The organism is Janibacter anophelis NBRC 107843 (assembly GCF_001570945.1).
GTDB lineage: Bacteria > Actinomycetota > Actinomycetes > Actinomycetales > Dermatophilaceae > Janibacter > Janibacter anophelis.
This window is the reverse complement of record NZ_BCSQ01000001.1, coordinates 106,806-128,346: the sequence shown is the minus strand read 5'-3', so window position 1 is coordinate 128,346 and position 21,541 is coordinate 106,806. Positions and strand designations below refer to the sequence as shown.

18 protein-coding genes are annotated in these 21,541 nt (G+C 68.7%); 9 read left to right on the top strand and 9 right to left on the bottom strand.

Going from position 1 to position 21,541, the window contains the following annotated elements; all coding sequences use genetic code 11:
* Nucleotides 1–36: 36 nt before the first annotated feature.
* On the bottom strand, nt 37–2,148 hold the full coding sequence (locus JAN01S_RS00650; RefSeq protein WP_068312077.1) for an NAD(+) synthase: 2,112 nt from the start codon (nt 2,146–2,148) through the stop codon (nt 37–39).
* A gap of 296 nt (nt 2,149–2,444) precedes the next feature.
* Between JAN01S_RS00650 and JAN01S_RS00645 the strand changes: the two genes are divergently transcribed.
* Nucleotides 2,445–3,197, top strand: coding sequence for a hypothetical protein (locus JAN01S_RS00645; protein ID WP_068312074.1), 753 nt, complete (start codon nt 2,445–2,447; stop codon nt 3,195–3,197).
* A gap of 92 nt (nt 3,198–3,289) precedes the next feature.
* Here the strand turns inward: JAN01S_RS00645 and JAN01S_RS00640 are convergent, their stop codons facing one another.
* The gene (locus JAN01S_RS00640) at nt 3,290–4,201 is read right to left on the bottom strand and encodes a hypothetical protein (RefSeq protein WP_068312071.1); all 912 of its coding nucleotides are present in this window, start codon (nt 4,199–4,201) and stop codon (nt 3,290–3,292) included.
* Nucleotides 4,202–4,309: 108 nt separating this feature from the next.
* Between JAN01S_RS00640 and JAN01S_RS00635 the strand changes: the two genes are divergently transcribed.
* The 5 genes from JAN01S_RS00635 to JAN01S_RS00615 all read left to right on the top strand — a co-directional run bounded on the left by JAN01S_RS00635 (nt 4,310) and on the right by JAN01S_RS00615 (nt 12,541).
* Entirely contained in the window at nt 4,310–5,845 is a 1,536-nt protein-coding gene (locus tag JAN01S_RS00635) for a type I restriction-modification system subunit M (RefSeq protein ID WP_068312066.1), read from the top strand.
* Nucleotides 5,846–5,928: 83 nt separating this feature from the next.
* Nucleotides 5,929–7,002, top strand: coding sequence for a restriction endonuclease subunit S (locus JAN01S_RS00630; protein ID WP_084359882.1), 1,074 nt, complete (start codon nt 5,929–5,931; stop codon nt 7,000–7,002).
* Nucleotides 7,002–7,910: a restriction endonuclease gene (locus tag JAN01S_RS00625; protein ID WP_068312060.1), complete on the top strand. Its 909-nt coding sequence runs from the start codon at nt 7,002–7,004 to the stop codon at nt 7,908–7,910. Before JAN01S_RS00630 ends, JAN01S_RS00625 begins: the two co-directional genes overlap by 1 nt.
* Nucleotides 7,911–8,063: 153 nt before the next feature.
* Nucleotides 8,064–9,161 (top strand): Fic family protein, encoded by a 1,098-nt coding sequence (locus JAN01S_RS00620; protein ID WP_068312057.1) that lies wholly within the window; start codon nt 8,064–8,066, stop codon nt 9,159–9,161.
* Nucleotides 9,158–12,541: a DEAD/DEAH box helicase family protein gene (locus JAN01S_RS00615; RefSeq protein WP_068312054.1), complete on the top strand. Its 3,384-nt coding sequence runs from the start codon at nt 9,158–9,160 to the stop codon at nt 12,539–12,541. The genes JAN01S_RS00620 and JAN01S_RS00615 overlap by 4 nt, the downstream gene beginning before the upstream one ends.
* Nucleotides 12,542–13,043: 502 nt before the next feature.
* Here the strand turns inward: JAN01S_RS00615 and JAN01S_RS16775 are convergent.
* Complete coding sequence (locus tag JAN01S_RS16775; RefSeq protein ID WP_157075535.1) at nt 13,044–13,409, bottom strand: hypothetical protein; 366 nt, start codon at nt 13,407–13,409, stop codon at nt 13,044–13,046.
* Nucleotides 13,410–13,560: 151 nt separating this feature from the next.
* Between JAN01S_RS16775 and JAN01S_RS00600 the strand changes: the two genes are divergently transcribed.
* The gene (locus JAN01S_RS00600) at nt 13,561–13,965 is read left to right on the top strand and encodes a DUF1801 domain-containing protein (protein WP_068312045.1); all 405 of its coding nucleotides are present in this window, start codon (nt 13,561–13,563) and stop codon (nt 13,963–13,965) included.
* 51 nt (nt 13,966–14,016) lie between these two features.
* Nucleotides 14,017–14,592: a GNAT family N-acetyltransferase gene (locus JAN01S_RS00595; RefSeq protein ID WP_217999976.1), complete on the top strand. Its 576-nt coding sequence runs from the start codon at nt 14,017–14,019 to the stop codon at nt 14,590–14,592.
* A gap of 41 nt (nt 14,593–14,633) precedes the next feature.
* Here JAN01S_RS00595 and JAN01S_RS00590 read toward each other — a convergent pair whose 3' ends face one another.
* The 3 genes from JAN01S_RS00590 to JAN01S_RS00580 form a co-directional block, all read right to left on the bottom strand.
* Nucleotides 14,634–15,038, bottom strand: a complete 405-nt coding sequence (locus JAN01S_RS00590; RefSeq protein WP_068312041.1) for a type II toxin-antitoxin system VapC family toxin — start codon at nt 15,036–15,038, stop codon at nt 14,634–14,636.
* Nucleotides 15,035–15,265, bottom strand: a complete 231-nt coding sequence (locus JAN01S_RS00585) for a FitA-like ribbon-helix-helix domain-containing protein (RefSeq protein WP_217999975.1) — start codon at nt 15,263–15,265, stop codon at nt 15,035–15,037. Before JAN01S_RS00585 ends, JAN01S_RS00590 begins: the two co-directional genes overlap by 4 nt.
* 160 nt (nt 15,266–15,425) lie before the next feature.
* Complete coding sequence (locus JAN01S_RS00580; protein WP_068312035.1) at nt 15,426–16,328, bottom strand: LysR family transcriptional regulator; 903 nt, start codon at nt 16,326–16,328, stop codon at nt 15,426–15,428.
* Between the two features lie 93 nt (nt 16,329–16,421).
* Between JAN01S_RS00580 and JAN01S_RS00575 the strand changes: the two genes are divergently transcribed.
* Complete coding sequence (locus JAN01S_RS00575) at nt 16,422–16,658, top strand: hypothetical protein (protein WP_068312032.1); 237 nt, start codon at nt 16,422–16,424, stop codon at nt 16,656–16,658.
* Nucleotides 16,659–16,806: 148 nt separating this feature from the next.
* Here the strand turns inward: JAN01S_RS00575 and ppdK are convergent, their stop codons facing one another.
* The 3 genes from ppdK to JAN01S_RS00560 all read right to left on the bottom strand — a co-directional run bounded on the left by ppdK (nt 16,807) and on the right by JAN01S_RS00560 (nt 21,464).
* Nucleotides 16,807–19,524: a pyruvate, phosphate dikinase gene (ppdK, locus tag JAN01S_RS00570; RefSeq protein ID WP_068312029.1), complete on the bottom strand. Its 2,718-nt coding sequence runs from the start codon at nt 19,522–19,524 to the stop codon at nt 16,807–16,809.
* A gap of 140 nt (nt 19,525–19,664) precedes the next feature.
* Nucleotides 19,665–20,165 (bottom strand): GNAT family N-acetyltransferase, encoded by a 501-nt coding sequence (locus tag JAN01S_RS00565; RefSeq protein WP_068312026.1) that lies wholly within the window; start codon nt 20,163–20,165, stop codon nt 19,665–19,667.
* A gap of 96 nt (nt 20,166–20,261) precedes the next feature.
* Nucleotides 20,262–21,464, bottom strand: coding sequence for an MFS transporter (locus JAN01S_RS00560; protein WP_068312022.1), 1,203 nt, complete (start codon nt 21,462–21,464; stop codon nt 20,262–20,264).
* Nucleotides 21,465–21,541 lie beyond the last annotated feature (77 nt).

Here is a 21,541-nt window from a genome sequence, read left to right as displayed (position 1 = left end):
CGAAGGGGGGTGCGCCACCCTTCGTCATCCAGCCGGTCAGGACTGCGGCACGTTGTCCTCGACGTCGGCGAGCCACCGCGTGGCCGCGACGTCGCTGGGCATCCGCAGGTCCCCGCGCGGTGAGACCGCGCCGCCCGGCAGGACCTTGGGTCCGTTGGGCAGGGCCGAGCGCTTGAACTGGTTGTCGAAGAAGCGCTGGACGAAGACGAGCAGCCACTTCCTGATCTCGGCGAGGTCGTAGGCGCCGCGGTCCTCCTCCGCGACGGAGCTCGGCCAGGCCCCCTTCGTCGCGTCCGACCACGTCTGCTCCGCGAGGAAGGCGATCTTGCTCGGCCGGTCCCCGCGCCGCAGCACGTGGAAGAGCGTGAAGTCCTGCAGCGCGTACGGCCCGATCTTGTCCTGCGTCGACTGCGGCCGGTCGGCGTCCTTGCTCGGGACCAGCTCGGGGGAGATCTCGGTGTCGAGCACCGACAGCAGCGTCTCGGAGACCTCCGGCAACTGACCGGAATCGGCGACCCAGTGCACGAGGTGCTGCATGAGGGTCTTGGGCACGCCCGCGTTGACGCCGTAGTGGCTCATCTGGTCGCCGACGCCGTAGGTGCACCAGCCGAGGGCCAGCTCGGACAGGTCGCCGGTGCCGAGCACGATCCCACCGCGCTGGTTGGCGATGCGGAAGAGGTAGTCGGTGCGCAGCCCGGCCTGCACGTTTTCGAAGGTCACGTCGTAGACCTCGTCGGGGTGGTCGGCGTCGGGGTCGAGCCCGTACGGGTGCCCCATGTCGCGCAGCATCTGGGTCGCCGCGGGACGGATGTCGAGCTCCTCCCACGTGATCCGCAGTGACTCCATGAGCGCGACGGCATTGGTCTTGGTGTGGTCGCTCGTGGCGAAGCCCGGCATCGTGATGCCGATGATGTCGGTGCGCGGCCGCTCGAGCCGGTCCATCGCCTTGGCCGCGACGAGCAGCGCGTGTGTCGAGTCGAGCCCACCGCTGACGCCGATGACGATCTTGGGCTGCCAGTCCGGGCCGCCGATCGCGCGCAGCCGCTGCTCCAGCGCGGAGACCTGGATGTTGTAGGCCTCGTAGCAGTCCTGCGCCAGGCGCTCCTCGTCGTCGGGGACGAAGGGGAAGCGGTCCAGCGGACGCAGCAGCCCCAGGTCGCCGGTCGGCGGGTCGAGCTCGAGGTGGATCTCGCGGTACGGGGCGCTCTCGGAGCCGATGCCCAGCGCGACCCCGTTGTCGTCGAAACTGCCCTGGCGCATCCGCTCCTGCCGCAGCCGGTCGACATCGACGTCGACGAGCGTCTCGCGGGGACCGGCGGGGAACCGCTCGGACTCGCCGAGGAGGTCACCCCCTTCGTAGACCATGGTCTGGCCGTCCCACGACAGGTCGGTGCTCGACTCGCCCTCGCTCGCGGCGGCGTAGAGGTAGGCCGCGTTGCAGCGCATCGACGCGGAGCGGGCGAGCAGGTGCCGGTCGTCGGCGCGCGCGACGGTGATGGGGGAGGCCGAGAGGTTGAGCAGGACGGTCGCGCCGGCCAGCGCTGCCTCGTGGCTCGGTGGGACCGGCACCCACATGTCCTCGCAGACCTCGGCGTGGACGACCAAGCCGGGCACGTCGTCGACGTGGACGAGCAGGTCGGTGCCGAAGGGCACCCCGTCGAGCACCTCGGCCGCCTCGCCCGTGGCGAAGGTCGGCCGGAACCACTCGTCGACGATGCCGGCGCCGGCGGCGAAGTGCCGCTTCTCGTAGAACTCACGGTAGTTGGGCAGGTACGCCTTGGGCGCGATGCCGAGGATCTCGCCGCGGTGGATCAGGACGGCGCAGTTGTACAGCCGATTGCGGTGGCGAAGGGGGGCACCCACGACGACGAGCGGCAGCAGGTCGGTCGTCTGCTCCGCGAGGTCGATGAGCGCGGCTTCGACGTCGCGCAGCAGCACGTCCTGCAGGAGCAGGTCGTCGATGGCGTAGCCGGTGAGGCCCAGCTCGGGGAAGAGCGCGATCGCCGCCCCCTGCTCGTGGACGTGACGCACCCGCTCGAGGATGGCGGCGGCGTTGGCGTGCGGGTCGGCCATCGTCACCGGCAGCGTGCAGGCCGCGACCCGCGCGAAGCCGTGGCGGTAGAGGTTGCGGAAGTCGCGATCCGTCATGGCGCCAGCCTATGGGCAGCACGTTGGTCGAGGTGCGAGCGCCAGCGAGCCTCGAGACCCGCTCCCGGCGAGGAGGCCCGGCGCGCTGCCGAAGTCCTTCGTCGTCGTGCGGTCGCGTTGTCGCTCTCGACTTCGGCTTGACGCTGCGCCGGACCTCCTCGCCGTCCGCTCGACGTGCGCAGCCATTCCCCTTCGCGCTCCCCACCAAGCCCACTCCCTGAGGAGGTCGCGCAGCGACCGTCTCGAAGGGGCGAAACCCACTGGTCGGGGCGGCTCCCTTCGTCTTGGATGGGGCGATGGAGACGCACTCCCTCGCCGAACGCCCCGACCTCGTCGATGCCTTCTGGTCGATCGAGGGGGACTGGCCGCGCTTCATGCTCCAGGACCCGACCTCGGAGCGGGCGTACGAGGCGGCGGTCGCGGGCTTCCCGCAGCTGCACCTGATCGTCATGGACGGCGAGCGGGCGGTCGCGCGGCTGCACGCGGTCCCCTTCGGCCATGCCGTCGACGCGCTGCCCGAGCGCGGGTGGGACGCGGCGATGCAGGAGGCCGAGTGGCTCCTGGCGAAGGGGGAGCCCCCGGACCTGTCGACGATCAGCCTCATCGAGGCCCGCGTCGCGGTGGACCGAAGGGGACACGGGCTGAGTGGTCCGCTGCTCGCCGAGGCGCGGCGGCGCTACGCGGAGCTCGGGTGTCGGGACCTCGTCGCCCCGGTCCGCCCGACCCGCAAGTCCGCCGAACCCCGCACTCCCGCATGGGAGTACGCGCAGCGAGTCGGTGACGACGGGTTGCCCGCCGACCCATGGCTGCGGGTCCACGCCCGCCTCGGTGGGCGGATCGTCGCGCTGGCGCCGGCGTCGATGACGATCCCCGGGTCGCTGGACCAGTGGCGCGAGTGGACGGGGCTCCCCTTCGACACGGATGGAGCGGTCGAGGTGCCGGGCGGTCTGACGCCGGTCCACGTGGACCTCGCGGGCGACCACGCGGTGTACGTCGAGGCGAATGTCTGGGTGCACCACGACCTACGCGCGGGTACGACGACACGCTGAGGCCCGCGGCGTGGGCCTGCCCGGGATCCGGGGGTGTCGAGCCATGCCGAAGCGCGACCTTGTCGTCGTACCCGCGGGTGGCCGGAGACGAGTCAGCGACTACCCACGATCGCGTCAGTCTGACGAGACTGCATGTCGTCGATCCACGTGTGCGCCCACCCGCCGGAGGTTCCCACGAGGACAAGCCCAGCCAAGAGGGTGAAGCCGATCGCGGATGCTCCGATCTGGGTAAAGCGGTGCGCTTGAGGCAACAGGTGGCCCTTGTCGGGGTGGCTGACCAAGTTGCGCATCGCCACCCAGCCGACCAGCTCGCGTGTGCGGGCCCAGATCAGCAGGACAGCGCATTCCATGGCGATGATCTGGGTCAGGACGAAGAACATCCCTGACCACCCAACGATCCGCAGCACCTCGACGGCGTGACCCGAAGTCACGCTCCAGCGACCACTGACGCTGCTACCGAACTCGGGAAACTGAGCAATCACCCGGCTCTCGAGCTCACTACCGCTGAGAGAACTGCCCGGCCCTCCGTTGAGGGTCCACCAGGCTGCGAGGAGGAGCAGCCCGGCAGAGGTGAGAGCCAGGAGCAATGCGCCGGTGCGGGGTCCGGGAGTGCCTTCGGTCGTCCGGTGGATCCATGCAGTCGCGATCGTGAGGCCGAGACCGGCTCCGGCGAGGGCCCAGACCACGATGGGCCAGACGAGCAAGTAGGCGAGTACGAGGACGCCAGCAACTGCGAGCGCGAGTGCAATACGCGCCCAAGCGTCGTCGTCTCCGGCCGGCGGCCCCGGAGCCGATGCTTTCGTGGGCCTGTTCTCGACCCACGTGTACGTGTTGTGTTCGTGCTGTGACGCGTCGATCTGCTGGACGGCGTTCCCGTCGCCGACGACATGGACTGACTGGCCAGTGGTCGGCGGCGGCGTCCCGCCTCCCAAACGCGTGACGACGAAGGGCGTCAGGACGCCGCTGATGAGACCGGCGGCAATGTTGATGATGAGGTCGTTCATGTCGTACCCCCTGCGGGTTCGAAGCGCCACCTGGTGCAGCGCAGCCGGACAACCTATGACGCCGCACCGACAGCCAAACGGTCAGCGAGCCGCAGATACCCTGACGTCGTGATCACTGGTGAGCTCAAGAGCAAGGTCGACAGCGTCTGGAATGCCTTCTGGAGCGGTGGCATCTCCAACCCGCTCGAGGTGATCGAGCAGTTCACCTACCTGCTCTTCATCCGCCGCCTAGACGAGCTGCAGACCCTCAAGGAGAAGCGCGCTCGCGTCACCGGCACCATCGAGGACCCGATCTTCCTACCCGGTCAGAGCCACCTGCGGTGGCAGCACCTCAAGAACGCCGACGCCGCCCAGGCTCACCAGACGATGGCGCAGGAGGTCTTCCCCTTCCTCCAGAAGCTCGGCGGTGAGGGCTCGACGTACTCCGATCACATGAAGGACGCGCGCTACACGATCCCCACGGCGGCGCTGTTGACCAAGGTCGTCGACCTCATCGCCGACATCCCGATGGACAACCGGGACACCAACGGTGACCTCTACGAGTACCTGCTCTCGAAGATCGCATCCGCCGGCACCAACGGGCAGTTCCGCACGCCGCGGCACATCATCGACCTCATGGTCGCGATGACGGCCCCCGGGCCCGAGGACGAGATCTGCGACCCGGCCTGTGGCACAGCGGGATTCCTCGTCGCGGCATCGGACTACGTGCGCGACAACCACCCGAGCGCTCTGACGAACACCAAGCAGCGGGACCACTTCCACCGCAGCATGTTCCACGGCTTCGACTTCGACTCGACGATGCTCCGGATCGGCAGCATGAACATGCTCATGCACGGCATCGAGGCACCCGACATCCGGTACCGCGACTCCCTCTCGGAGGAGGCCGGGGGCGACTCGGAAAAGTACACGCTGATCCTCGCGAACCCGCCCTTCGCCGGCTCGCTCGACTACGAGTCGACGTCCAAGGACCTGCAGCAGGTCGTCAAGACGAAGAAGACCGAGCTGCTCTTCCTCGCGCTCTTCCTCAAGCTGCTCAAGCCCGGTGGCCGGGCGGCGGTCATCGTCCCCGACGGGGTCCTCTTCGGCTCGTCGAAGGCGCACAAGGCCCTGCGCAAGATGCTCGTCGAGGAGCAGAAGCTCGACGCCGTCGTGAAGCTCCCCTCCGGCGTCTTCAAGCCCTACGCCGGCGTCTCGACCGCGATCCTCTTCTTCACGAAGACCAACTCCGGCGGCACCGATGACGTGTGGTTCTACGACGTGCGCGCCGATGGCTTCTCGTTGGACGACAAGCGGAACCCGGTCGAGGCGAACGACCTCCCCGACGTCCTCGAACGCTGGGGGACCCGCCCCTCGCTGGCTGAGGTGCGAGGAACGAGCCTCGAAGCCGCCCCCACGTTGGCTGAGGAGCGAAGTACGAGCCTCGAAGCCTGGCCCGAGCTCTCCCGCGCCCGCACGGACCAGTCCTTCACCGTTCCGAAGGGGGAGATCGTCGCCCAGGACTACGACCTCTCGCTCAACCGGTACAAGGAAATCGAGTACGACGAGGTCGAGCACCGCCCGCCGCTGGAGATCATCACGGACATCGAGGCGCTCGAGTTGGAGATCGCGCAGGCGCGCGAGGAGCTGAAGGCGATGTTGTCGTGAGGACGGAGTCTCTAGCTGACCTGGCGGAGATCAATCCGCGGGGTGCGTCGGTTGCTGCCGACGAACCTGTGAGTTTCGTGGGAATGGCTGAGTTGAGCGCTCAGGGGGCGGTGGCGCGGCCGCGTGAAACCGTGCATTTTGGGGCCGTATCCAAGGGGTACACGGTATTCCGTGACCAAGACATTCTCGCCGCGAAGATTACTCCGTGCTGGGAGAACGGGAAGGTGGGTCAGGCGCACCTGGGTCACGAGGTGGGCGTGGGCTCAACTGAATTCCACGTCGTGAGGGCCAAGGAGTGCGCCGACCCGCGTTACCTCATGCACTTTCTAAGGCTCCCGAGCGTTAGAGCTACTGGTGAGCTGCGGATGACTGGCAGCGGTGGGCAGAGGCGCGTTCCGCCGGAGTATCTCCGATCACTGCAGGTGCCGACGCCGTCCCTGGACGAACAGCGGCGGATCGCGGCGATCCTCGACCACGCCGACGCCCTCCGCGCCAAGCGCCGCCAGGTCCTCGCCCACCTCGACGACCTCACTCAGTCGGTGTTCCAGTCTGCCTTGCAGGACGACGGGGCTGAGTCAGTAGCCGCCAATGAATTGATGCCCCACATGCGCAACGGCTTATCGCCGTCATCGGGTGGTGCCCATCGAGCCAAGGTGCTCACTCTCTCGGCGATTACTCGTGGCAGGTTCAACCCTTCTGCAGCGAAGGAGGGGGATTTTGCGACGGAGCCTCCAGAGGACAAGTGCGTCGCTGCCATCGATTTCTTGATGTGCCGCGGCAACGGCAATCCCGGTCTGGTGGGCGTCGGGGTGTTTGTGCCGGAGGATCGCTTCGATCTTGTCTTCCCGGATACGGTCATTGCTGGCCGAGTCGATTCGGCGCGAGTGCTCGCACCAATCCTCGAAGTGGCATGGAGGCAGCCCTCGGTTCGGCGCCAGATCGAGCAGGTGGCCCGCACGACGAACGGAACGTACAAGGTAAATCAGAAGTCTCTCGCGTCGGTCCATGTCGCTATTCCTCCCCTCGCAGTGCAGCGTGCGACTGCGGGTCAGTTCGCCAAGATCGACGAGGCTCGAACCGTTGTGTTAGAGGGGCAGGCTGCCGACGAGGCACTTTTTGCCTCCCTCCAAGCCCGCGCCTTCTCCGGCGAGCTCTGATGGTCACCCTCCCGTCGTGGGACGGCTTCATGGTCCCTGTCCTCCAGCTCCTCGCGGACGGTGAGGTCCACTCCCTTCGCTCCATCCGTACGGACGTCGCGCAGGCGTCGCTGACCGAAGAGCAACGCGAGCAGGTCCTCCCTTCGGGCTCGCCCAAGGCGGACAACCGGATCGGGTGGGCGGTCTCCTACCTCTACCGCGTCGGCGCCCTCGAGCGTCGAGCGCGGGGCGAGTACCGCATCACCGACGTGGGGGTCCGCCTGCTCGCGGACCACCCGGAGGGCATCACCGAGGTCGAGCTGCGGCAGTATGCCCGCCCGGGCGACTCGTGGTGGACGACCAAGGCGACCGATAACGCGCCGACGTCCGCCGTCATCACGTCATCGCCGGAGATCGACCCGACCGAGCAGGTCGAGGAAGGCATCGCCCGCATCCACGCCGACGTCGCCGCCGAGCTGTTGCGGCGACTGCACGCCAACGACCCCGCCTTCTTCGAGCAGGCCGTGCTCGACCTGCTCGTCGCCATGGGCTACGGCGGCGCCGACGGGCGGGCCACCCGCACCCAGCTGTCCAACGACGGCGGCATCGACGGGATCATCGACCAGGACGCGCTCGGCCTGAGCCGGGTCTACGTCCAGGCCAAGCGGTACGCGCTCGACAGCTCCGTCGGACGGCCCGAGATCCAGGGCTTCGTCGGGGCGCTGCACGGGCAGTCGGCCAACCAGGGCGTCTTCATCACGACCGGACGCTTCAGCGCCGGCGCTCGCGCCTACGCCGAAGGGGTCGCCACCCGGGTCGTGCTCGTCGACGGAGAGCGGATGGCGGCGTTGATGATCAGGTACGGCGTGGGTGTGCAGGTGTGGCAGACGGTGCAGATCGTCGAGGTGGATGAGGACTTCTTCGAGTAGGGGCTCTGCTGCAACAGTTCGCCCACCACGGATGTTGCAGTGGGTGCCGAGGCCGAGACCGCCGCCGGTCGTTGGCCGCCAGAGACTACGACGATATGTAAATGTTTTGGGGAAACCTTTACAGGTTCGACGTGACATGGCAGGTTTTGTGACATGAGCAGATGGCGGGCAGAGAAGCCCTACAACGAGCTCCCCCCGCCGCCCTCTGCCGAGGTGCTGGAGACCACGGCGGTGCTGAAGGCAGCCATCGGCGCACGCGCAGCCGTTGCCCAGCTCGACCAGGCCAGCCGGGCGATGCCCAACCCTGATGTCCTCATCAACACGATCCCGTTGCTCGAGGCCCAGGCCAGCTCCGAGATAGAAAATGTCGTCACCACGTCTGACGACCTCTTCAGACACATGGAGGATGACGACTCGTCCTCGGACCCCGCAGTCCGCGAGACCCTGAGATATCGGAGTGCGCTCTACGCCGGACACGAGCACGTGGTCGAGCGAGGCCTGACCGTGGCCGCAGCCGAGAGCGTGTGCAGCATGATCCACGCACGGGAGATGGCGATCAGGGCCCTGCCCGGGACTCGCATCGCCAACCCTGCGACGGGCGCGATCGTGTACAGCCCCCCGGAGGGCGCCGACGTCATCCGGGACAAGCTCACCGAGTGGGAGCGGTTCGTCCACGCCGATGACGGCATGGACCCGCTCGTGCGGATGGCGGCGGCGCACTACCAGTTCGAGGCGATCCACCCCTTCGCCGACGGCAACGGGCGGACCGGACGGATCCTCAACGTGCTCATGCTCGTCGAGGCGGGCCTGCTGCACCTGCCCCTGCTCTATCTCTCCCGCTACATCATCGACACCAAGGACGACTACTACCGGCTCCTGCGTGCGGTCACCAGTGATGCAGCCTGGGAGGAGTGGATCTGCTACATCCTCACCGGAGTCGAGCAGACGTCCGCCGACACCGTCGCCACGATCAGCGCGACCCGCGACCTCCAGGCGGACTTCGCACATCGTGCGCGAGCAGTGTCGAAGGGGGGAGCGGACGCCGAGTTCCTCGCCGTCCTCTTCGAGCAGCCCTACTGCCGGATCGCCACGGTCATCGACCGATGCGGAGTCTCGCGGCCCACGGCCACCCGCTGGCTCTCCGACCTCGCCGGTGCAGGGCTGCTCGACGACCACAAGGTCGGACGCGACCGTCTCTTCATCAACCGAGAGTTCCTGACCTTGCTGCTCAACGATCGGGGGAGCCGATGAGCAACTTCGCCTTCGTCAAGACCGAGTGGCCCGACATCCACGCTGACTGCGTGCGCGCAGAGTCCTACCTCTCAAGCGACCCGCGCACCGCGTGCTTCTACGCCCGCCGTGCCACCGAGGCGCTCGTCCACCATCTCTACGACGTCATGGCTCTGCCCGTCCCGTACAAGGACGACCTCGCGGCGCGGACCAACGACCCGGGCTTCAAGGCGAAGACCTCGCCGTCCTTCACCCAGAAGCTCAACCTCATCCGCAACCTCGGCAACAAGGCCGTCCACGACAGCCAGCCCATCCCCACGCAGGCCGCGCTGGCCTCCCTTCGCGAACTGCACCACGTCGTCATCTGGGCCGCCTACCGCTACTCGACCAGCCCGGACGCCGTGCCGATGGGCACGCAGTTCGACCCGGACCTCGCACAGAAGTCGGCCCCGCTGTCGCGGGACGAGCTCATCAAGCTCGCCGCCAAGATCAAGGCGGCCGACGAGGCTCACGCCGCGGCGCTCGCGGCCAAGGACGAGCTCGCCGCTGCCAAGGACGCCGAGATCGAGCGGCTCAAGGCCGAGATCGCCGCGGCCCAGGCCGCCAAGTCGCAGACGGTCGATACTCACGACTACGACGAGGCGACGACGCGCAGCACCCTCATCGACCTGCTCCTCGGTGAGGCCGGCTGGCCTCTCGCCGATCCGCAGGACCGCGAGTACGAGGTCAGCGGCATGCCCAGTGCCTCGGGCACGGGCTACGTCGACTACGTGCTGTGGGGGAGTGATGGACTGCCCCTCGCCGTCGTCGAGGCCAAGCGCACGACAACCTCCCCGAGCGTGGGGCAGCAGCAGGCCAAGCTCTACGCCGACCGGCTCGAGGCGCGGTTCGGTCGGCGGCCAGTGATCTTCTACACCAACGGGCTGCAGCACTGGCTCTGGGACGACGCCAGCGACTACCCGCCGCGTGAAATCCAGGGCTTCCTCACCCGCGACGAGCTCGAGTTGCTCATCCAGCGACGGACCACGCGCCGCCCACTCGGGGGCGAGAGCGTCAACACCGACATCGCCGGTCGGCCCTACCAGGTGGAGGCCATCGCCGCGGTGGGCGACGCCTTCGACCGGCGCCAGCGCGAGGCGCTGCTCGTCATGGCGACCGGCTCGGGCAAGACCCGCATGACCATCGGTCTCGTCGACCAGCTGATGAAGGCCAACTGGGTCAAGCGCGTGCTCTTCCTCGCCGACCGCACCGCGCTCGTCGGCCAGGCCGCCCGCGCCTTCACCGAGCACCTGCCCGACGTCGCGACGGTCAACCTCGTCACCAACCGCACCGGCTCCGGCCGCGTCTACGCCTCCACCTACCCGACGATGATGAACCTCATCAACGAGCTCTCCGACGACGCCGACCCGAGTGTTGTGAAGCGGAAGTTCGGGCCCGGCTACTTCGACCTCGTCGTCATCGACGAGGCGCACCGGTCCGTCTACCAGAAGTACGGCGCGATCTTCGACTGGTTCGACGGCCTCCTCGTCGGGCTCACCGCCACGCCCAAGGACGAGGTCGACCACAACACCTACCGGCTCTTCCACCTCGAGGACGGGGTGCCGACCGACGCCTACAGCCTCGACGAGGCGGTCGCTGACGGCTACCTCGTCCCGCCGAAGGGGGTCTCCGTCGGCACGAAGTTCCTGCGCCAGGGCATCCGCTACGACGAGCTCAGCGAGGACGAGAAGGACCAGTGGGACCTGCTCGACTGGGGCGAGGACGGCGCACCGAGCGAGGTCGGCGCCGAGGAGCTCAACCGCTTCCTCTTCAACGAAGACACGGTGGACAAGGTGCTCGCCACCCTCATGGAGGACGGCTACAAGGTCGCCGGTGGGGACCGACTCGGCAAGACGATCATCTTCGCCAAGAGCCAGGCTCACGCCGACTTCATCCAGGAGCGCTTCGACATCCACTGGCCCGAGTACGGCGGCGCCTTCGCCCGCACGATCACCCACGGAACGACCTACGCGCAGAACCTCATCGACGACTTCTCCAACCCCGACAAGGCGCCGCACATCGCGATCTCCGTCGACATGCTCGACACGGGCATCGACGTACCCGACGTGGTCAACCTCGTCTTCTTCAAGGTCGTGCGCTCGAAGAGCAAGTTCTGGCAGATGATCGGCCGGGGCACGCGCCTGCGCCCGGACCTCTTCGGCCCCGGGCAGGACAAACAGGACTTCCTCGTCTTCGACTTCTGCGGCAACCTCGAGTTCTTCAGCCAGGACCTGCCGGGCTCCGAGGGGTCGGTGCAGAAGTCCCTGACCCAGCGCCTCTTCGAGGGCCGCGTCGGGCTGATCACGGCACTCGACAAGACGAAGGGGGATGCCCCCCTTCGCTCATCGGCTGCGGACATGCTGCACCAGGTCGTGGCGGGGATGAACATCGACAACTTCCTCGTCCGCCCGCACCGTGAGTGGGTCGAGCGCTACGGCGAACGGTCTGCCTGGGACTCGCTGTCCACCGAGGATGCGGCCGATCTCATGACGCATCTGGCGGGTCTCCCCTCGGCCGTGCGCGACGACGACGAGGCCGCCAAGCGCTTCGACCTCGTCATGCTCCGGCGACAGCTCGCCCAGCTCGACGGCGACCTGGTCCTCGCGGAGCGTTTGCGCGAGACGGTCCAGGAGGTCGCGGTCGCGCTGCTCGGTAAGACGGCGATCCCGTCCGTCGCGGCTCAGACGGAGATGCTCGAGGAGCTGGCGAGCGACGAGTGGTGGGTGGACGTCACCCTGCCGATGCTCGAGCTGGCGCGGCTGCGGGTGCGCGACCTCGTGCGCCTCATCGAGCGGACGACGAGGAACCCGGTGTACACCGACTTCGCAGACGAGCTCGGCGAGTCGACCGAGGTCGTGCTGCCCGGGACGACCCCGGGTACGGACATGGAGCGCTTCCGCGCCAAGGCGGCCGCATACCTGCGTCAGCACGAGAGCCATGTGGCGCTACAACGACTGCGGCGCAACCGACAGCTGACACCGGATGACCTGTCCGCGCTTGAGCAGATGCTCGAGGACAGCGGGGCCGGCGCGCGCGCAGACATCGAGCGTGCGGTCGACGAGTCGCACGGCTTGGGGCGGTTCGTCCGCTCACTGGTCGGGCTGGATCGCGAGGCAGCGCTGGAGGCCTTTGGCGACTACCTCGACACGGCGCGGTTCGACGTGCATCAGGTGCGGTTCGTGACGCTCATCGTCGACGAGCTCACGGCGAATGGTGCGGTCGAGCCGGGGCGGCTCTTCGAGTCGCCGTACACGGACTACGCGCCGACCGGTCCGGATGATCTCTTCGAGGAGGCGCAGGTCGACTCGATCGTGGGGATCCTGCGTGAGGTGGATGGGCGCGCTGAGGCCGCGAGCGCCTAGGCCTGGTGAGAGGTGTGCCTCACCTGTTGACGCGCCTGCCGCGTCGCGCCTCAGTGCACCTGAACCATGCCGACACGTATTGGGTCGGACGCGTCCGAGGAGACCAGAGTGTCTATCTGCCAGATCCCGTCTGGAGATGGCATCGAGCAGGTCTGCGAGTTCTCGGGGGCAGAGGCGATGCCCCACAGGGTCTTCTTTGCGTCGGTCAGACCGGCGTACGAACCCTGCTGGCTGTTGTCCTGAGAGAGGCACCACGACATCGCGGCCTCTGGGTCCGCGTCAAACATCACCCTGTATGTCAGGGGGTTGTCGTCAATGCGCAGGGCCGTTACATGGGCCGCGCTGGTAGGGAGTTGCGTGCCCGTCTTCCGGGCGACATCGGCGGGGTCAACTGCGGAGGGCGAAGGGGGTGGGGTGTGTGGATCGCCCCCGCCCAGGTCGGACCACCCCCCGCACCCGGAGAGGGCGAGTGTGAGCGCTGCAGCCACGGCAGCGCCCGGCCTCATCCGACGACCCCCGAGCTCTGACGCTTCGAGGAGACGCCGTGCAGGGTGTACTCCTTCGCCAGGCCGGCGCGATGCAGGCTCCCCATGTCATCGTCCTGCACCATGTCGTCGTTCACCTGGATCTGCTTGCCGGTGTCCCAGTTGTAACGGTCGCGGTACGCAACCTCCGTCTCCATCTCATACCGCCATTTCCCTCCGGGAGAGTCGGGCGGGTAGACCGTGACGTGGCCAGAGGCATTGTGGGACATACCATTTGTGGCGTACTTCCAGTTGTCCGAATCGTTGGCGTTGGTCCCGGTCCAGTTGGTGTTGATGGGGAAGGTCACCGGCCCCTTGGCGCCGCTGTCCTTGGCCGCCTTCACTGCATCACGTCCGAGTGTGTTCTCGCGTTCCTGGATCGCGTCCCCATGACTCACTCCGACCATGTAATCCCCCCGTGTATCGCGTTCGAGTGTACGGATGAGACTTTCAGGACGCCCGGTGAACGGTCGGGCATGGTCATAGGCTCGCCCCATGGCCTCCGACCGCAAGACCGCCCCCACCACCGCGTCGCCCGACGAGCTGCTCGCGGCCGTGCCGGACGAGGGTCGCCGGGCCGACGCGCAGGCTGCCCTGGCGCTCATGCGCGAAGTCACCGGCGCCGAGCCCGTGGTGTGGGGCCCGTCGATGATCGGCTTCGGCACCCAGCCGTACACGACCGCGGACGGCAAGGAGCGCGAGTGGTTCCGGGTCGGGCTGGCACCGCGCAAGGCGGCGCTGACCCTCTACGGATTGACCTTCTACGGCTCCAACGAGGACCTGCTCAAGCGGCTGGGCAAGCACACGACCGGCAAGGGCTGCCTCTACGTCAAGCGGATGTCCGACATCGACGAGGCCGTCCTGCGCGAGCTGGTCGAGCGGTCCTGGGCCGGCGCCTGACCCTCGAAATCCGCTGGCCCACCACAGGTGCGTCTCCATAGTGTCGTCCGGGTGACCACGCACCCCCTGACCTGGCCGCGCGAATCGGGACCTCTCTCCCTTCGTCCTCCGACCGAGGCGGACATCGAGCAGGCCCTCACGTGGCGCAACAGTCCCGAGGTCACCCGGTGGCTCCTGCGCACGACCGTCGACCCGGACGCCTACACCCGCACCTGGCTCGCGGACGACCCCGACAGCGTCGGCGTCGCCGCCCATGTCGACGGCCAGCTCGTCGGCACCGGCTCGCTCAACATCTCCGACGCGATGGGCCAGGTGCACGCGGGCGAGTCGATCTGGCGACGGGCGCAGGGGAGCCTCGGGTACACGATCGATCCCGAGCACGCTGGTCGCGGGTACGGCACCCACCTCGCCCGGGCACTGCTGTCCATCGCCTTCGACGAGTTGGGCCTGCACCGGGTGACGGCCGGGTGTTTCGCCGACAACACCCCGTCGTGGCGGGTGATGGAGCGCATCGGGATGCGGCGCGAGCAGCACGGCGTCAAGGACTCGTGGCACGCCGAGCGGGGGTGGGTCGACGGCTACACCTACGGGATCCTCCGCGAGGAGTGGCCGGGCTCGCCGGCCTGATGGTGCGCACCCATGAGGGACGCGTCACCGAGGTCGTCGGCTCAGTCCTCCCGGGTGAGCACCTGGATGGGGCAGCGCGGTCCGGGCGCCCGCGCGAGACGCCGGTCGGCGGTGAGCAGTGGGCAGTCGATGGCTTCGGCCAAGGCCACATAGAGCGCGTCGTACGCGCTGATGTTGGCGCGCAGCTCGTACGCGCGGTGGACGAGCCTCAACGCCGGGGCGCGGTCGAAGTCCCAGCGCTGCAGGTCCGCGATCGCCATGCTGAACCGCTCGTCTGTGAGGGTCCCGGCGAGCCAGGCCTTGCGCAGCACCGCCACGGTCTCGACGTCGATGAGATCCGGCGCCGTCAGGTCACCTGCGTCCCGGAGCGCGGCCCGCGCGGCACGACCGTCCTCACCGTCGTCGGCGAGGGCATTGGCCAGCACCGACGCGTCGACGACGATCACCGTCGCTCTCGCTCGCTCGCCAGCCCCGCCACCGCGTCCGTCAGGCCGACCCGTCCACCGTGTCGCTGCTCGAGGTCAGCGAGGACGTCGTCGAGCTGTCGTCGCTCGGCAAGCCGACGCAGCTCCACGGTGAGGTACTGCTGCAACGACTGATGGCGCTGCTCCGCCTTGCGTTGCAGGGCGGCGTGGATGTCATCGGGCAGATCTCGGACGAGGACGTTCTTCATGCTTACATTATGCTTGCGTATGGTCGTGGTCATCAATACCTTCCTGTTACCAGTGGGTGTGTGACGGTCACGCTCGCACGGCACACCGGCATGTGGTTGGTGCCGGGCGAGGATGTGGACGGCTGCTCCCTTCGCCCCGAGGGTGTGGGCAGTCGCCGCCCTACCGCCGGCGCGCACTCGCAGCGGCGATCTGCTGCAGCAGGTCGACGGCGAGCTTCGCGGCCTCGTTGGACCGGGCCACCGGCGCGGTGAGGGCGACGATGTCACGCACCGGGTTGGGGTTGGTCAGGCGCAGTCGCCGCACCGTCTTGGGGATCGTCCGGCTCGCGAGGTCGGGCAGGACGGTGATCCCGACACCGGCGGCGACGAAGGCCGTGGCCGTGTAGTGGTCCTGGGCCTCCACCCTGTACCGCGGTCTGAATCCCGCTGCGCGACAGGCGCGGTCGACCATCTCCTGGGTGATGCCCGCCGAGATGTCGTTGCTGATCCACGCCTCGTCCGCGAGCTCGGCCATCTCGACCCGACGCCGGCCCGCGAGGCGGTGATCGGCTGGCACGAGCGCCACGAAGTGGTCGGTCATCAGCGGGGTGACGTGATATCCGGGTCGGATCGCGGTCGTGGGGTCATCAGGCACGACGTCGATGTCGACCGGGGGCGCCTGGCCGGGTGGGTAGCCCTCGGTGAGGACCATCTCGAGGTGGAGCTCGGGCAGCTTCGTCTGCAGCCGTTTGGCCAGCTGCGGCATCCACCGGTAGCCCGCCGAGGCGAAGTACCCGATCGACAGCGAGCCGGTCCCGCCGCTGCGCAGGTCGTCGACGACGGCGTCGACCCGCTTGAGCTCGGCCATGAGCTGCTCGCTCTCCGCCGCGAGCGTGTGCGCGGCCGGGGTCGGCTCGATCCCGCGCCCGTGGCGGGTGAAGAGTGTGAGCCCCGTCTCCTTTTGCAGCGCCGAGACCTGCTGGCTGACGGCCGACGGGGAGATGCCCAGGTGCCCGGCGGCCGCGTTGACCGAGCCAGAGGCCATGACGGACAAGAAGATCCGGAGCCGGTGCGCGTCGACCATGCCGACCACGATAGCCAACAGTGAAGTAAACCTGCACAAACATGCGAAAAACAGAATTGGATAAAAATAGTTGATGAGGCCACCATCGGAGACATGGAGAAGCTCTGGATGACCTACATCAACGCCCTTCGTCCCGCCGCCAACCGCCACTGGGGTGCCGGCCCGGACTCCGACCACCACCGCATGGCCGCGGAGCTCGCCGCCATGTCCCAGGACGAGACCCGCAGCAAGCAGGACCTCATCGACTCCGCCGAGTCGACGCCGCGGTACCACGCGCCCTACGACAATCGGATGACCGACCGCTTCCACCCCGTCCTCTCCACGCGCTGAGCGCGACCCGTCCGGGGGTGATCCAGCCCGGACGGACGACAAGGGAGCCCCGCACCGACCATCGGTGCGGGGCTCCCTTCGTCATGCTCGGGGGTGGATGTGGGCTCGCAGGTGAATCACCCGCGAGCCCACCTCCACCCGGCCGGGGTCAGCGCGTGCCGACCTCGTCCCTGAGCACGACCGCGCGACCGGCCTCCAGACGCGCCACCGGGACGCGGAAGGGGGAGCAGCTCACGTAGTCCAGGCCGGCCTGGTGGAAGAAGTGGATCGACTCCGGGTCGCCACCGTGCTCGCCGCAGACGCCGGTCTTCAGGCCCGGCTGCGTGCCCCGGCCCTTGTCGACACCGATCTGGACGAGCTCGCCGACACCGAGCGCGTCGAGGGTCTCGAAGGGGGAGATCGTCAGGACGCCGTTCTCCAGGTACTTCGGGAAGAAGGCGGTCTCGACGTCGTCGCGGGAGAAGCCCCACGTCGTCTGCGTCAGGTCGTTGGTGCCGAAGGAGAAGAAGTCGGCCGTCTGCGCGATGCGGTTGGCCGTCAGGGCCGCGCGCGGCAGCTCGATCATGCAGCCGATCGGGATGTCGATCGACTGGTTGTGCGCCTCGGCGACCTCGGCGATGATCTCCTCCGCCTGGGCCCGGACGATGACGAGCTCCCGGTTGGAGCCGATGAGCGGGACCATGATCTCCGGCTGCGGGTCCTTGCCCTCCTCGCGCAGGCGCACGACGGCCTCGGCGATCGCCCGGATCTGCAGGCCGAAGAGGCCCGGGATCTTCAGCCCGAGGCGCACACCGCGCAGGCCGAGCATCGGGTTGGCCTCGTGGATCGAGCGCACCGCGTCGCGCAGCGCCCGGGTCCGCTCGACCTCGGGGCCGCTCTCGCCGCGCTCCTCCGCCAGGGCGACCTCGACGGTCAGGTCGGTCAGGTCGGGCAGGAACTCGTGCAGCGGCGGGTCGATGAGCCGGATCGTCGTCGGCAGCCCGTCCATCGCGGTGAGCAGCTGCGCGAAGTCCTCGATCTGCGCCGGCAGCAGCTCGGCCAGCGCGGCCTCGCGCTCCTCGTCGGCCTCGGCGAGGACGACCCGCTCGATCTGCTGACGACGCTCGCCGAGGAACTGGTGCTCGGTGCGGCACAGCCCGATGCCCTCGGCGCCGCGGTCCCGCGCACGCTGCGCGTCCTCGCCCGTGTCGGCGTTGGCCCGCACGCGCAGGCGGCGCCGGTCGTCGGCGTGCCGCAGCACCCGGTCGACGGCCTCGATGAGCTCGGTGGTCTCCTCGTCGTCGGCGATGGCCCGGGCGGCCTCGACACCCTGGGAGATGTAGGTCATGACGGGGGAGTCGACGACGTGGACGTCACCGAGGAAGACCTCGCCGGTCTTGCCGTCGATCGCCAGGGTGTCGCCCTCGCGCACCACGTGCTCGCCGACCCGGATCTCCTTGGCCGCGACGTCGACGACGAGGTCCTCGGCGCCGACGACCGCGCACTTGCCCATGCCACGCGCGACGACGGCCGCGTGCGAGGTCTTGCCGCCGCGCGCGGTGAGGATGCCGGCCGCGGCGATCATGCCCGGCAGGTCCTCGGGGGAGGTCTCGCGGCGCACGAGGATGACCGACTGCCCCTCGGCCTGCTGTGCCTCGGCGCTGGCGTTGTCGAAGACGACGAGGCCGACGGCGGCGCCCGGGGAGGCGCCCATGCCGGTGGCGACGAGGGTGCGCTCGGCCTCGCGGTCGAACTGGGGGAAGAGCAGCTGGCTCAGCTGCTCGCCGGTGACCCGCTCGAGGGCCTCGTCCATCGTGATGAGGGCCTCGTCGACGAGCTGGGTGGCGATGCGGAAGGCGGCGCCGGCCGTGCGCTTGCCGACGCGCGTCTGCAGCATCCACAGCTTGCCGCGCTCGATGGTGAACTCGATGTCGCACAGGTCGCGGTAGTGCGTCTCGAGGCGGCGCATGGCGGTGCGCAGCTCCTTGTACGCCTCGGGGTCACGGTCCTCGAGGTCGGTGAGCGCGAGGGTGTTGCGGATGCCGGCGACGACGTCCTCGCCCTGGGCATTGGGCAGGTAGTCGCCGTAGACACCGGAGTGGCCGGAGGAGGGGTCGCGGGTGAAGCACACGCCCGTGCCCGAGGTCTCGCCGAGGTTGCCGAAGACCATCGCCTGCACGTTGACCGCGGTGCCGAGGTCGTCGGCGATCCGCTCGCGGCGGCGGTAGAGCTGGGCGCGCTCGGTGTTCCAGCTGCGGAAGACGGCCTCGATGGCCATGTCGACCTGACGGCGCGGCGTCTGCGGGAAGGGGTTGCCCGTCTCGTCCTGGACGATCTGCTTGAACTCGGCGACGACCTGCTTGAGGTGCTCGGCGGTCAGGTCGACGTCGGCCTGGACGCCGGCCTCCTCCTTGTGCCGGTCGAGCACGTCGCTGAAGCGCTCGGAGTCGATGTCGAGCACGGTCTTGCCGAACATCTGGATCAGGCGCCGGTAGGAGTCCCAGGCGAAGCGCTCGTCGCCGGCGAAGGAGGCCAGCGAGTGCACGGTGTCGTCGTTGAGGCCGACGTTCAGGACGGTCTCCATCATCCCGGGCATGGAGAACTTCGCACCGGAGCGCACGGAGAGCAGCAGCGGCTCCTCGGAGTCACCGAGGGTGCGGCCGATGAGGTCCTCGACGTCGCGCAGGCGCTGGGTGACCTCGACGCGCACCTCGGGCGGCACCCGACCCTCCGTGAGGTAGGCACGGCAGGCCTCGGTGGTGATCGTGAAGCCCGGCGGGACGGGCAGGCCCAGCTTGACCATCTCGGCGAGGTTGGCCCCCTTGCCGCCGAGCAGATCCTTCTGGTCGCGATCGCCCTCGCTGAACATGTGGACGTACTGAATCACCGGGTGCCTCCCAAACGCGTGCGCGGAACCAGCCCACTATGACAGGCATCACGATGACGGCGTTCCTCGGTTCCTCATGGCAGGACCGGGGAGGGGCGGAGGGGGGTGTCCCGCACCTCGTCGGGTGGTCCGGGGCGCCCTCAGCCGTCGGCGAGCAGGTCCAGCGCCCCGCCGTCGAGGCGGTAGGTCTCCCACTCGGTCTGGGGCTGCGCGCCGAGCGACTCGTAGAAGGCGATCGAGGGGGCATTCCACCGCAGGACGGACCACTCGAGGCGGCGGTACCCGCGCTCGCGGCACTCGCGGGCGAGCTCGACCAGCAGGGCCTTGCCCAGGCTGCTGCCGCGGTGGCGCGGCTCGACGAAGAGGTCTTCGAGGTGGATGCCGTTGCGGCCGGTCCACGTGGAAAAGGTGAGGAACCACAGGGCGATCGCGACGACCCGTCGGTGCCTGCCCTCGCCCGCCTCGGCGACATGGCAGAAGGCGGTGGGCTCCCCCTTCGCCGGGAAGAGCGCCGCGGCGAAGTCCTCCTCGGTCGCCTCGACGGCGTCCGGCTCCTTCTCGTAGACCGCGAGGTCGTGGACGAGGCGCAGGATGTCGGGGATGTCGGCCGCCGTGGCCGGCCGGATGTCGTGGTGGCTCATGCGCAGATTGTGCCCCGCACCTCGCTGGTCGAGGTGTGAGGGCCGTCCGCGGCCCGAGCCTCGAGACCCGGTCCCGTCCGTCGTCCGAAGGGGGCCTCAGTCCAGCGTCGTGCGTCCCCGGTGGATGCGCAGGGACAGGAAGAGGACGACGAGCCCGGCGGCGGACAGGCCGGCGCCGACGAAGGAGGGCGCCTGCCAGCCCCAGCCGGCGGCCAGCACGAGCCCGCCGAGCCACGCGCCGAGCGCGTTGGCGACGTTGAGCGCGGCGTGGTTGCCGGCGGCGCCGAGGGTGCGTGCCCGGCCGGCGACCTCCATGAGGCGCAGCTGTAGGGCCAGGACGAAGGCGGAGACCGAGATGCACACGAGCAGCAGGACGATCGCGGCGGGGATCGGCCAGTAGGCGGCCCACGCGAAGAGCGCGAGCGTGCCACCCGTGGCGACCGTCGACCCGACGAGCGTGCGCAGCACCGAGCGGTCGACGAGGCGCCCGGCGATCATCGTGCCGACGAGGCCGCCGACGCCGTAGACAAAGAGGTAGATGGGGACCGCGTCGGCGGGCAGGCCCGTCTGGTTGCGCAGGATCGGTGAGATGTAGGAGTACATGGCGAAGACCCCGCCGAAGCCGATCGACCCGACGAGCAGCGTCAGCCACACCTGGGCGTCCTTGAAGGCCGACAGCTCGCTGCGCACGTCGGCCTCGGTGTCAGCGGCCTGATGGGGGACGACGAGACTGACGAGCAGCGCGGTGACGACGCCGATCGCGGCGACGAACCAGTACGCCGAGCGCCACCCGTGCTGCTGCCCGAGCCAGGTGGCCAGGGGGACGCCGGCGACGTTCGCGATGGGGATGCCGAGCATGATCCGGCTGACGGCCCATCCCCCCTTCCCCGGCGTGACGATGTCGAAGGCGACGATCGAGGCGATGCCGAAGAACGCGCCGTGCGGCACCCCGGAGACGAAGCGGGCGAGCATGAGCAGCTCGTAGCCGGCGGCGATCGCGCTCAGCGCGTTGCCCAGCGCGAAGAGGACCATGAGGCCGACGAGCAGCTCGCGCCGCGGGAGCCGGTTGCCGAAGATCGCGATCGTCGGGGCGCCGACGACCACGCCGAGCGCGTACGCGGAGATCGTGTGGCCCGCCTGCGGGATCGACGTGCCGATGCCGTGCGCGATCTCCGGCAGCAGTCCCATCGTGACGAACTCCGTCACCCCGATCCCGACGCCGCCGAGCACGAGCGTGGCCAGAGCGATCCCGACGCGCCCGCCGTGGTCGGTGCTCGGGGGCGACGAAGGGAGGGTCACCGGCACATTCTCCCCCACGGTTGACGCCCGTCGTCCATGTCTCTACATTTGTAGTACATCTTCTACGTAAGTAGAAA